13 protein-coding genes and 2 pseudogenes are annotated in these 12,320 nt (G+C 43.6%); 9 read left to right on the top strand and 6 right to left on the bottom strand.

Annotated features, from left to right (window positions below; translation table 11 throughout):
- Positions 1 to 14: 14 nt before the first annotated feature.
- Entirely contained in the window at positions 15 to 461 is a 447-nt protein-coding gene (locus AC4CV5_RS00320) for a DUF6376 family protein (RefSeq protein WP_166846205.1), read from the bottom strand.
- 435 nt (positions 462 to 896) lie between these two features.
- On the opposite strand from AC4CV5_RS00320, the gene AC4CV5_RS00315 reads away from it, so the two are divergent.
- Both AC4CV5_RS00315 and AC4CV5_RS00310 read left to right on the top strand, forming a co-directional pair.
- Positions 897 to 2,207, top strand: coding sequence for an MFS transporter (locus AC4CV5_RS00315; RefSeq protein ID WP_166846202.1), 1,311 nt, complete (start codon positions 897 to 899; stop codon positions 2,205 to 2,207).
- Positions 2,208 to 2,401: 194 nt separating this feature from the next.
- On the top strand, positions 2,402 to 3,139 hold the full coding sequence (locus AC4CV5_RS00310) for a MerR family transcriptional regulator (protein WP_490922193.1): 738 nt from the start codon (positions 2,402 to 2,404) through the stop codon (positions 3,137 to 3,139).
- 36 nt (positions 3,140 to 3,175) lie between these two features.
- On the opposite strand, the gene AC4CV5_RS00305 is transcribed toward AC4CV5_RS00310, so the two are convergent.
- Entirely contained in the window at positions 3,176 to 3,967 is a 792-nt protein-coding gene (locus tag AC4CV5_RS00305; RefSeq protein ID WP_490921869.1) for a YybI family spore inner coat protein, read from the bottom strand.
- A gap of 84 nt (positions 3,968 to 4,051) precedes the next feature.
- A pseudogene (locus tag AC4CV5_RS00300) lies at positions 4,052 to 4,159 on the bottom strand (DUF4440 domain-containing protein); the annotation flags it as partial.
- On the opposite strand from AC4CV5_RS00300, the pseudogene AC4CV5_RS00295 reads away from it, so the two are divergent.
- A pseudogene (locus AC4CV5_RS00295) lies at positions 4,137 to 4,715 on the top strand (pentapeptide repeat-containing protein); the annotation flags it as partial. The pseudogenes AC4CV5_RS00300 and AC4CV5_RS00295 sit on opposite strands and share 23 nt — an antisense overlap.
- Before the next feature lie 34 nt (positions 4,716 to 4,749).
- On the opposite strand, the gene AC4CV5_RS00290 reads toward AC4CV5_RS00295, so the two are convergent.
- Positions 4,750 to 5,964, bottom strand: a complete 1,215-nt coding sequence (locus tag AC4CV5_RS00290) for an MFS transporter (protein ID WP_166846196.1) — start codon at positions 5,962 to 5,964, stop codon at positions 4,750 to 4,752.
- A gap of 187 nt (positions 5,965 to 6,151) precedes the next feature.
- Between AC4CV5_RS00290 and AC4CV5_RS00285 the strand changes: the two genes are divergently transcribed.
- The 3 genes from AC4CV5_RS00285 to AC4CV5_RS00275 all read left to right on the top strand — a co-directional run bounded on the left by AC4CV5_RS00285 (position 6,152) and on the right by AC4CV5_RS00275 (position 8,050).
- Entirely contained in the window at positions 6,152 to 7,030 is an 879-nt protein-coding gene (locus tag AC4CV5_RS00285; protein WP_166846194.1) for a LysR family transcriptional regulator, read from the top strand.
- 14 nt (positions 7,031 to 7,044) lie between these two features.
- Positions 7,045 to 7,488, top strand: coding sequence for a GNAT family N-acetyltransferase (locus tag AC4CV5_RS00280; protein ID WP_326222430.1), 444 nt, complete (start codon positions 7,045 to 7,047; stop codon positions 7,486 to 7,488).
- Positions 7,489 to 7,570: 82 nt separating this feature from the next.
- Complete coding sequence (locus AC4CV5_RS00275) at positions 7,571 to 8,050, top strand: DUF2798 domain-containing protein (protein WP_326222431.1); 480 nt, start codon at positions 7,571 to 7,573, stop codon at positions 8,048 to 8,050.
- Between the two features lie 46 nt (positions 8,051 to 8,096).
- On the opposite strand, the gene AC4CV5_RS00270 is transcribed toward AC4CV5_RS00275, so the two are convergent.
- Positions 8,097 to 8,984, bottom strand: coding sequence for a LysR family transcriptional regulator (locus AC4CV5_RS00270; protein WP_326222432.1), 888 nt, complete (start codon positions 8,982 to 8,984; stop codon positions 8,097 to 8,099).
- Between the two features lie 127 nt (positions 8,985 to 9,111).
- Between AC4CV5_RS00270 and AC4CV5_RS00265 the strand changes: the two genes are divergently transcribed.
- The 3 genes from AC4CV5_RS00265 to AC4CV5_RS00255 all read left to right on the top strand — a co-directional run bounded on the left by AC4CV5_RS00265 (position 9,112) and on the right by AC4CV5_RS00255 (position 11,519).
- Entirely contained in the window at positions 9,112 to 9,690 is a 579-nt protein-coding gene (locus AC4CV5_RS00265) for a LysE family translocator (protein WP_166846183.1), read from the top strand.
- A gap of 174 nt (positions 9,691 to 9,864) precedes the next feature.
- Entirely contained in the window at positions 9,865 to 11,118 is a 1,254-nt protein-coding gene (locus tag AC4CV5_RS00260; RefSeq protein WP_490921865.1) for a pyridoxal phosphate-dependent aminotransferase, read from the top strand.
- A 23-nt stretch (positions 11,119 to 11,141) separates the two neighbouring features.
- A complete protein-coding gene (locus tag AC4CV5_RS00255; RefSeq protein WP_326222433.1) occupies positions 11,142 to 11,519 on the top strand; it encodes a VOC family protein in 378 nt (125 codons plus the stop codon).
- A gap of 50 nt (positions 11,520 to 11,569) precedes the next feature.
- Here the strand turns inward: AC4CV5_RS00255 and AC4CV5_RS00250 are convergent, their stop codons facing one another.
- Positions 11,570 to 12,232 (bottom strand): MBL fold metallo-hydrolase, encoded by a 663-nt coding sequence (locus AC4CV5_RS00250; RefSeq protein WP_326222434.1) that lies wholly within the window; start codon positions 12,230 to 12,232, stop codon positions 11,570 to 11,572.
- Between the last annotated feature and the right edge of the window lie 88 nt (positions 12,233 to 12,320).

The raw sequence follows: 12,320 nt of genomic DNA, 5'->3' as shown, positions 1-12,320 counted from the left end.
TCGGGATGCTTTTCTTATTCGCCCAGCTTTTCAATCTGGCCCATCACGTCAGTCACCTGCTTTGCGTTTTGAACAAGATCAGACTGCTCCAATTCTTCAAGCGATACCTTGCCTTCCTCCACTTGCTTCAACACATCTTCAGCACTTTTCTGCAAGGTCTCGTTATGCTCTTGAATGGTTTGATGAATCTCTGCCGCAGCATCAGGCGGTGTTAATTCGTTAAAATCAGCGGCAGCCTGCTGAATTGACTCAAGCTGTGCTTCAAGTTTGTCTTTCGCCTCCGTGTCATTTACAGCTTGCTCAGCCAATTCAGGCGCATCCTCTGCAAATGTTTTCACCTTCTCCACATAGCCCGCGGCTTCATTTGTATAATTCAATCCGTCATTCACCTGATCCAGCAAGCCGCATCCGCCTGCACTCAAAAGCCCCACACCGGCAAGAACAGTCAAAATGATTTTCATCGTCAGCCTCCTCATCGCTTCTTCTTCATTTTTTCTTTTAAGATCGGGATCAATTTCTCTTTCGCTAACGGCAGCCCTTTCCTCACCAATTCACGCTTCAGCCACTTTTTTAGCTTCGACATACTGACGCTCCTCTCCCTTTTTGATAAAAATGAAAAAACTCCACCGATTTGGTGAAGTTCCGAAACAAAAAGACCTTCACCAAATCAAATTTGGCAAAGGTCTCGCTAACAATTAGATTGCCAGCAAAGCCGAGGGCATCTTGCCCCGTAATGACGACTTTACTGTGAAAGCTACTCCCCTTTGGAGTGTTCATTTTTATTACTTTCATTCTAAAGCACTGGGCTTTTCCAGTCAAATTCCTGTTATCCGTTTACTCAAAAGTACGCTGTGGTATTTAAAATTTGAATGGTATTTCCATCAGGAGATCATGCTATGACAGAGGAGGTTTTCATCATGAGTCAAGAGCGCGTGAAACGGCCTGGACATACCAGATGGTACATATCTTCGTTACTCAGCGGCATTATCATTCTTAATTATTTTGACCGAGTGGCCATATCTGTGGCCGCCCCTGCGATACAAGATTCGTTTCACCTTACTGCAACCGAACTTGGCATCGTGTTTTCTATTTACACTTATTCCTATACACTGATGCAGCTGCCTGTCGGAAGTTTGCTGGACCGGTTTGGTGTGGCGTGGGTCACGAGGATCGGAATGACAATATGGAGCTTATTAACGATCCTTCTTGCTTTTTTGCAAGGAAAATTGCTGTTATATCTGTTCCGTTTTCTCATCGGGCTGACGAGCGCCTCTGCGTTCCCTGCTGCCTCCAAGGCAACCGCTCTATGGTTTCCTCCAAGTGAGCGGGGATTGGCAAACTCGCTGTTCGACTCGGCCGCCAAGTTTTCAAACGTGATCGGCGCGCCATTGGTCGCCTTTCTTGTCACAACTTTTGACTGGCGTGTCGCTTTTTTAACGATTGGATGCATCAATGTGTTGTTTACGATCTTTTTCTGGCAGTATTATGAGCAGCCCGAACGGCACAAACGCATTTCCAAAAGTGAGCTAAACTATATTCAAAGACACAATTCAATTACAACAGAGCAAATCCCTTACAAAACAGGTCCGCTTTTAAAAAAGCTTTTCTCCAACCGGAAAGTATGGGGCTTAATGATTGGATTTACGGGATACGGCTACACATTCAACCTGCTGCTCACCTGGCTTCCGACTTTCTTTAAACATACATACGGGATGGATCTCATGTCATCCGGTTTATTTACAGCTGTGCCGTGGCTGATCTCAACCATTTCCGGAATTGTAGTCGGGGGCTGGCTCGTCGATTATTTTATTAAGAAAGGCTATCCTAACACCAAGGTGTACCGAACTGTGATCATTGTCGGAATGAGCTTCGGCTTTTTCTTTTTAGGTTCCATTCTGACGAACAATATCACCATCGCGATTATCTGTATTTCAATCGGCCTTGCCGGTATTTCTGCAACCGCACCTGTCGGCTGGTCTATCTCCGCAGAGCTGGCGCCAATCGGTTCCGTGTCCATGCTGAGTTCCATGGTGAACCTGGCAAACAACCTGTTCGGAGGCATTATTGCTGCTTCACTGACGGGATATTTGGTTGATGTGACAGGATCTTTTACGCTCAGCTTTCTGGTAGCCGGTTTTGTGCTGCTGCTCGGATTGATTTTTTATGTGTTTGTACTAGGAGATGTAAAACGAATTAATCTGGAATAAAGAGTGCTCGTTGAGAGCGCTCTTTTCTTTGATCATAAAAAGGAGCCATCAGCTTTTCGAACGGCTTTAAGGATCCAACACTTGTATCCAGTCACCGGCCATATTCTATTCTCTCCGGACGAAAATACCTTCATTTTATCCTTGACTCCAACCAAAGGTAAGGCCTCATAGTGAAAGAAGAAAGGAGGAATTGGATTGTGAAATTAACGGTAAAAGAACTATCTCACATTGCGAACGTGACAATCAAAACGCTTTATCATTACCACAAAATCGGCTTACTGGCTCCAAAAGAAATAAGCGAAGCCGGATATCGGTACTATGGTGCTGACGAACTAAAAAGACTGCAGGAAATCCTTTTTTACAAAGAATTAGATATTCCTTTGTCAGAAATAAAAACATTATTAGATGAAGATGCTGAAAGAACTAGTACATTAGAAAAACAAAAAAAGCTGTTTGAAAAGAAAATCGAAAAGTATCAGCGCCTCATTCAAACAGTCAACACGTCTTTAGAATACACAAGAAAAGGTGAGAATATGGATCATCAGGTCATGTTTAAAGGATTTGAAAGCACTGAAGAATGGAAGCAATCTTTAGCAGAACAAAATGGCTATTTAAAAGATCATTACAATTTTGAATTAGATACCACTGCAATCAATGTAAATGAAATGAACAAAATGGCGATAGAGGCAAAACACTTTCTTGATGGAATGGCTGATTTTTTAAGAAGCGGCGTGACGTATCATGACCCTGCCGTACAAGAGCATGTCATGAAACATCTTAAGTTCCTAAATCAGAACGGGCATCCGACAAGTAAAGAAGATTACGTAAAACAAACGCGATTTTTTATGCAAGATGATTTCCATAGAGGAATGTTGGAAGAGCAGCAAACCGGTTTATCTTATTATTTGACCGTCGTTGCAGAACACCTGTAGCGTGAGTCTTTGTCACTCTATATAGGGAGACAGCCTTCATGAAGATGAGACAGCACCGCCAACAATTGATACATTCTGCCGGTCAACGGCAAAACTCCGTCCGTTCCATTTCAATACGGTTTGAACATATCCCAATGAGTCGGCGTTATACCTTCCCGCTATCCGCTGATACGCCAGCAGTTCGTATACGCCGTCTCTGTTGAAATCAATTGGATACAGGCCGGATAAAGGATTGACCCAGCCTTCTATCGGCATTTTCAATACTCCCTGCTGGGTATAAATCTCATTCAAATATTCCCTGCCCTTGTAAGTAAGGTCGAGGATATATATTTCGTTTTGCTGATGACTGATAACGCTCGCTTTATATTGATTTTGATACCTCACACTGTACTTCAATTCAGCATTCAACATATCCGAATTGAAAATCTGTCTGAACTGCCGGTTTATATAGGCAAACACATATGAATAGATAGCACCGCCGCTTCCACCAGTATCTATCACCACTGCCACATCATCAATCTTGTCGCCTGTCATATCCCCCAAAAGAAGAGACGGATTGTATCCTAAATTGTTTTGGAGCTGGATTTGCTGTTCCTGATGGGTTCTGCCATCACGGATCACCAATGTGATATTTCTCCATAAAGGGCTGCCAGTCATTTGGCTGCCAGTGAGAAAGACTTCGTCAATTATGCCGTCTCCCGTTACATCCCCGCGGGCTGATGTAATGATTGCACGAGAGGATATGGGCTGCCGACGTACGTATGGATGTGGAACAAGTCCTCTGTGCCTGCCTGCATAAAACCAATAAGGAGCCATTCTGAGATTCATTGGAGTCACCTTCCCTCATCAGCTGAATGAATTATTATATGCAGGAAAGGCACAACGAAGACATATCTGAACGCTAAACTCCAATTAATCCGTACCATATGAATTATCGATTGCACAAAGCCACTCGCCTTGTGCATTCTTCTTAAACACATAGGTCGCCCTTCTTTCCATCGCATACTCGGAGTCGGATTGGCGAAACCACCCCGAAACGGCCAACGAGGTGTTTGACATTTTTCCTATTATGCAGCAGCTGCACGAAATGCTCTGGCATTTACATGAAGCGCTTTCTATAGAGATGGTCGAACCGATTCATCGCGAGCTGCGAACCTGTTTCGAAAAGATACAAACTCACTAGACTCAGCAAGAAAAACCTGCTGACACTGCAGTTTACGAGCATCGAGCTGAGGTCAATGAATAGCTGTTAAATACGAGTAAGCTGGTGCGGGCCCAACCACACAATCCAAAACTTCCGAAAAAAATCGCCCGGGGAAGTGTCCTGATCGGTGCGAAACTGAAAGGGCTTGATCTAAGAGGAGCAAACCTAACAGGGCCACTGCTCATAGCTGCTGTTCTGAGAAATGCGGACAGAATGTCAAACTTTATCGGTGCAGATGTAAGAGATGCTGATCTCAGTGGCGCCGACCTGACCGGGAGCATCTTTCTGACGCGGGCACAGGTGAATGCCGCAAAAGGCGATGCAAACACAAATCTGCCGCCGTCTCTACAAATCCCCGCCCATTGGAAATAAAAAAGGACCCGCCTGCGGTCCTTTTTTGCTGCCATCAATCCAATCCTTTTTCGTTACTTTTAACCGGCATTTTCACACTTCTAGCCAAATATCCCGACAGCCATAGCGCAACCAGCAGCATGATGGTGATCATGCCGACTACCCCCATCCATTGAAAAGCAGACCAGAATAGCCCGCCGACTGTTCCGCCAATACTTGAACCGGCGTAATAAAAGAACAAATACAGCGATGACGCCTGCGCTTTGTTGTGCAGAGCTCTCCTACCCACCCAGCTGCTGGCGACTGAGTGCCCGCCGAAGAAGCCGAATGTAAAGAGGGCAATCCCCAGAATTTTCACTGCTAACACACTATTTATCGTTAATAAGGCACCCGTGATGACAATGAAAATATTCATCACCAGTATTTTCGGATAGCCGTATTGATCAACCATTCTTCCGATGAAAGACGAGCTGAAAATCCCTACAATCATCACAATAAAAATCCAGCTGACAATCGCTTTATTAATCGAATACGGCTCTCCCAAGAGCACATACGCAATGTAGTTAAACAATGCAACATTGCTTCCCAGCAGCAAAAAACCAATGAAGAACAAGCTTAATAGTTTCCCATCCTTCAAGTGGCTGATGAGTGACATTCCCAATTGCCCGAGTTCCCATTTTCTCGGAGTGAAATGCCTGGATGGAGGCAAATTCATAAAAAATATAATACTTGCAATCAAACTAATCACACCAATTGACCCCATCGCCATATGCCAAGTAAAGTACTCGCTCAGGAGCCCTGACACGATCCTTCCAAAGACACCGCCGATCGCATTTCCGCTGATATACAGCCCCATCGCCGACCCAAGGCTTCCGGGTTCAATCTCTTCTCCCAGATAAGCCATCGCAATCGACGGAAGCCCGGCAAGCGCAATCCCTTGAATGGTTCTCAATACGAGCAGCGTATGAAAATTCGGGCTGAAGGCCGACGCCAGACAGAGCACGGATGCGGCTAGCATGGATACAGCCATAATCGGCTTGCGCCCCCACACCTCTGACAACGAACCAAAGACAAGCATACTCACAGCTAACAGCATTGTGGTAACAGATAATGAAAGACTTGCCGCCGTAGGCGTTACATGAAATTCCCGTGTGAATTCCTCCATAAGCGGCTGTACGCAATAAAGAATTGCAAATGTATTGAAACCCGCAGCAAAGAAAGCAAACGTAATTTTCCGAAAAATCGGTGTGCCTTTTTGAATGTATGTCATCGGGACTTTACCGGTCCCTCAGCATGTTGTTGAGCACAGCAATTCATAAACAACCATCCTTTATGTCTTATGAATTCAAACATCCTCGAGTCTGTTTATACATTCATCTTAGCACCGTTAATATATGTTGTATAATGCATATAAAATATGATTTCCATGCTTATATGTAATATAGGAGGGATAATGATTGGAATGGGAACAACTTGAATATTTTCAAACACTGGCCCGGATGCAGCACGTGACGAAAGCGGCAAAAAGCCTCTCTATCACACAGCCTGCGCTTTCACGCTCAATCGCCAGACTGGAAAACCATTTAGGCGTGCCGCTATTCGACAGGCAAGGACGATCTATTACCTTAAATCAATACGGACACATCTTTTTACAGCGGGTTCAAGCGATGATGAAGGAGTACACCGAGGGAAAAGAGGAAATTCAATCTTTATTAAAGCCAGACCAAGGTGAAGTGTCTCTCGGTTTTTTGCATACTTTAGGGACAACGCTCGTGCCTGATCTCATCGGCTCCTTCCAGCAGGAAAATCCCAACATTGCCTTCCAGCTGAAGCAAAACCATTCTTATTGGCTGCTTGAACGATTAAAATCCGGAGACCTGGACCTCTGTCTCCTCGCTTCGATCAAGCCTGAAAAGCCGATCCAATGGATCAAGCTGTGGAGTGAAGAACTATTTGTATTTGTGCCAAACGATCATCCATTAGCCAATCGTGAAAGCATTACCCTGAGTGAGATTGCCGGGGAGCGTTTTATTTTATTGAAAAAAGGCTACGCGCTTCGGATGACAGTCGATGAGCTGTTTGAGAAAGCCAACATACAGCCGAACATTATGTTTGAAGGGGAAGAAGCAGCCACTGCCGCAGGTTTTGTGGCTGCCGGGCTTGGCATATCCATTCTGCCAGACCTGAAAGGCTTAGACCAAAGTAAAATCACAAAAGTCCGTGTCAGCTGGCCGGAATGTCAGCGTGTCATAGGAATCGCCTGGATTAAAGGCAGGTTTTTATCACCGGTCGCTGAGACCTTTAAACAATATGTCATCAGCCATTTTTCTGAGTAAGGGAGGATTACATCATGAAAGTTGAGAGAATAACGTCAGAACATGATTTACATACAGCGTTCGAAATCCGAAAGACGGTATTTGTAGAGGAACAAGGATGCCCCGTTTCCGATGAATTCGATGAGTTCGATACACTCCGCGAAGATTGCCGGCACATACTCGTTTATCATGAGAATGAACCTGTTGGCACTGCACGTGTCCGTATCGTTGATCACGTGGGCAAACTGGAAAGAATCTGCATTCTGAAGCCCTATCGCAAATGCGGACTGGGCAAAGTGATCGTCGATGCGTTGGAACGTATTGTGAAAGAACAAGGCATTTCTTCATTCAAACTGTACGGCCAGACACAGGCGGCAGGCTTTTATGAAAAGCTCGGCTATCAAACAGCATCAGAAGAATTTATGCTGGACGGCATTCCGCATGTGCTGATGATCAAAAAAGACGGCTCTGGCCGATAAATTGTTCACAAATTTGTCACTTATGAGCATGAGCGGTTCGTTGGTATACTAATCACCGATTATTGAGAGAAGGACTGATTGTATGCCAGCGAATAAAAAAGAAGGTCTTATATTTGGCGTGATGATGTGTTTTGGAATGGTCTGCGTCATGTCAATTTACAATGCCATCATCAACGGAGCAATACATCAATTTTCATTGGTGACTGTTTTTGAAATGGTCATCGGTTTTATTGTAGCGCTGCTGTTAGATTTACTGTTAGTGGGCCCCCTTGCCAAAAAGGTTGCATTCAGCATGCCGTTCGACAAGTCTAAGAAATTATATGTCATCCTTGCCATGTCGACGTGTATGGTGATCGGAATGGTGCTTTGTATGTCTGTGTTCGGTTTAGTGACAGCAGCTTTATCAAATGGACTTAACGGGGGCAGCCTTTTCAGCGCTTACCTAATGATTGTATTAAAAAATTTCATCTTAGCTTATCCCTTGCAATTGCTGATTATGGGCCCATTAGTCAGAGGGGTTTTTATGAAATTTGTAAAACCAAAGCTCACAGCCGCTGTTTAAATAGAAAAAGAGTGGGCGTTACACCCACTCCTTTTCACAATGATTTTCAGCATACCGCCTCACGAATCGAATGTAAAACAAGCTCCGCAAAAGCCTCCGCGGCAGGCAGCTGCCATTTTTTCTTTTTGATTAACATATGAGAGTAAAGCGGATCAAAGTTTTCAGCATGATGAAGGATTTTCAGCTTCCCCGCCTCCACTTCTTCTTTCACTGTGATATAAGGCAAAACAGAAAATCCAAGCCCGCTCATGACCGTTTGTTTGATCGCTTCAATACTCCACAGCTCCATTGTTTGGAAGCTGCTGATGTCATGCTTCACAAGATACGTTTCAAACATGGTCCGATAACTGCAGCCCTCTTCATTTGTGATAAAGAAATGGCTGCTGTTTTCTTGTTTATAGTCATCAAAATGATCCGGTCCATCCATACTGCCCACAAGGACCATTTTCTCCTCGGTTAACGTGTAATGAACGCATTTTTCGATATGAATTTTCGGATAGACCATTAAAGCGATATCGACCCGTCCGCTTAACAAATCCACCTGATTTTGCCCGCATGTGCCATTGCTTAAAATGATTTTGACATGAGGATATTTCAGCGAAAATTCCCTTATAATAGGCCCGAGTCTGGAAATGGTTAAAGACTCAGGTGCAGCTACTTTCAACACGCCCTTAACTTCGTGAACGTTTTGCATATTCTTGATCTGCTCGTGGGTTGCTAGTAAATCTTCGGCTAAAGGAATCAATTCTCTGCCTAACGCAGTCAGCCTTAAACTCCGTTTCTCATACGTGAATAATGCCCCGCCGATCTCCTGCTCAAGCGCCTGGACATGAGTGGTGATCGTGGATTGCGTATAGCCTAGCTTTGACGCGGCTCCAGTATAACTCCCCTGCTCTACAATGGCCTGAAATGTGATAAGATGTCTGATCTCCATACGATTTCTCCTTTTATGATCTATCGAAAAAAATGATAATGCTTTTTTATATTTCAATTTTATTTATAGATATCATTATCATACAATAAAAACTGCCCCGTACGACATTAGTAAATGAAGGTGATTTATGAGTGTAATAGCGTTTCTTTCGTATGTGATTTTGACATCCATTACGCCTGGCCCCAGCAACATCTTAATGATGAATGAAGCGCGGCGGTTTGGCTTTATAGGGTCATGGCGTTTCAATAGCGGCATTTTGGCAGGCTTTACAGTCCTTGGGATTCTCAGCGGTGTATTTACGATAGGATTATACAAATGGATTCCGGTTGCAGAACCATACTTCAAAATAGCAGGTGCGGTCTATCTGCTTTATTTGGCATGGCAGGTCAGTATGTCCAAAAAAGCAAAGAAGGACTCTGAAGATGTGCATTCTTCTTTTCTATCAGGTTTTATTTTTCAAATGATCAATTTCAAAAGCATTCTGTTCTTCTTAACATTGATGAGTGCTTTTATTCTTCCGTTTCAGCATTCAATGACAGCAATTATTGTTTATCTCACATTAGCCATTATTCTCGGCTGGCTGGCGCTGCTGCTATGGTCAGGATTCGGCTCTGTGTTCAAAAAACTCTTTGAAAAACACGACAAGGCTTTTCGCATCATCATGTGTCTGCTGCTTGTTTATTCTGCCGTCAGTATTTATCTGTAGACGTTCAAAAAGGAATAGATGTACAGCAAAAATGCGGAATATGGGATAGAGAATGGATGGATGGATGGATGGATTGATTAAACAATACGATAAAGGTGTGACATGTTAGATTCATAGATTTTTCATGCAAGTTCTAGAATGGCAGATAAATAAAAAAAGGAGACGGTGAGAACCATGGAATCAAGGGTAGCAGCCCATGCAAAAGGAAAAGTGTATGTGGATCAATTATTTGGTACAGGAATGGCTGCTAAACAAGCCATCATTCAATATGGAAAAGAAAATGTGATCGATGCTTCAATGGGAACCATTGCAGATGACGACGGAAACACCGTTTGTCTGCCTGCTGTAGAAGAACTATTTCGCAGTATGCCCATTCAAGACATGATCAGCTACAGCCCGGTAGCCGGATTGCCAGGCTTTTTGAAAGCAGCAGTGACACATACTTTCGCAGAGTCCAGACCCGATGCCTATATACGGGCGGTTGCAAGCGCAGGCGGCGCCGGTGCCATTTCTAATGTGATTTGGAACTATTCGAATGCTGGCGATACCATATTAACTCATGATTGGTACTGGACACCCTATGAAACCATCTGCAAAGAGACTGGGCGTCATTTGATGACCTTCTCTTTCTTAGATGCTGATATGACGTTTAATCTGACATCATTCTCACTTATGGTCAGCCATCTGCTAGTCAAACAGGACCATGTCGTGATCATCCTAAATTCGCCCAATCACAACCCAACGGGATACAGTATGTCAGATCATGAATGGGATGAGATCATAAAACATGTGGTCTTAGAATCAGCTAAAAAAAGCAGCAAAACAATCACACTGCTCATTGATATTGCTTATATCGACTTTACAAAGGACCCCGCAAAAGCACGCACGTTCATGAAAAAGTTTAGCAATCTCCCTTCAAACATCATTGTCGCCTTTGCCTTCAGCATGTCGAAAGGCTTTACAGTATACGGCCAGCGGACCGGAGCTGTAATTGGAGTATCCTCCAGCAAGAGCGTGGCTGAAGAATTTGAAAATGCTATATTGGTCACCAGCCGCTCCAGATGGTCAAATGTAAATCGAGGCTGTATGACTTTGCTTTCTGCGATTTATAACGATAAAATGCTGCTAAACAAGGTGAATGCTGAACGTGAAGCATATCAAACATTAATTGCGAAACGGGCTGAAGTGTTTATCAATGAAGCCCAGCAAATTGGACTCAGCATATTGCCTTACCATGCCGGCTTTTTCATTACAATTCCTTGCAGCCATCCTGATGAAGCCAGCAAGATGTTAGCTGCCCAGAACACCTTTACAGTCCCGCTTTCAAAGGGTATACGAATTGCGGCATGTTCTGTTCCGCTCGCGCAAATGCATGGCCTTGCAGCTAAAATCAAACATGCAATCACAGGAACAGAAGCCGTAAAGTAAAATTTCCGCAGGAGGGAATGCTCGTGATCAAACGACTTGACCATTTGGTGTTAACGGTACAAAACCTTCAAGAGACAATTAACTTTTATACATCTGTTTTGGGAATGGAAGAAGAAACGTTTGGCGCAGGCAGAAAAGCCTTGCGTTTCGGCAATCAAAAAATCAACTTGCATGAGGCCGGCCATGAGTTCGAACCTAAAGCAAACCACCCGCTCCCGGGATCTGCCGATTTATGTTTGATCACAGATGCACCAATCAATAAAGTACTGAAACATCTCAAGAAAACGAACGTCAATGTGGAGGAAGGCCCAATAAAAAGAACCGGTGCACTCGGCCCGATTCTGTCTGTTTATATAAGAGACCCCGATCAGAACCTTATTGAGATATCGGAGTATATTTAAATTCCTCTTAAAACATACCAATTCTTTTGGTATGTTTTTTCTGACTTCCTTTAGTCCCTATACCTGATCACATAGCTTTTATACAATTCTTCGTTATAAAGAATCTCTTCTCCATGTGAAGAGCAAATGAGCTTTGGTTTGATTTCATCGATTATCGCACCGCTATCGATGTTCTCATTCATATCAACACTGAATCTTCTGATAGGCGGGTGTAAATTTTTCTTACTTGTGATAAAAAGGTCACCTGATAATAGAATATGATCGTCTTTATGATAGTACACGACATGCCCCGGGGAATGTCCTGGTGTTAGATCGTATTGCAGAGGCAAGTGAGCAAGCGTTTGCTCCGTCAGCGGCTGGACAATATGGGCTACCCCTGTGTTCTCCACTTCATTTTTGTTCGGATAAGGCGCTTCTCCATTGATATATATTAGTTCTTTCTGATGGGCATAAATCGGAATATCAAATCTCTCTAACCATTTTGATGCACCTTGAATATGATCACTGTGGCCGTGGGTAAGCAAAATAGCTTTTGGATTGCCGATCGCTAATGCTGCCCTAATCTGAGCATCTGCAAAACGTTCTATTCCCGTATCAATGATATACACATCATCATCATCTTTCATAAACCAAGTATGAACCGGGATACGGAGAGGCACATCAAGCTCAAATTCACATTGAAAGACATGTTCTGACAGTTGTCTCAAGTTCATGCATACCACTCCTTTTGGAAATTTTTGATACCATTACTGTAATACATCTTAGTTAGATATGTAATGACGCACATTTTTGTAACCTACT

This window comes from Bacillus sp. NS1 (genome assembly GCF_058248265.1).
Note: the sequence above shows the minus strand (reverse complement) of the source record. Positions and strands in the feature narration are given on the sequence as shown.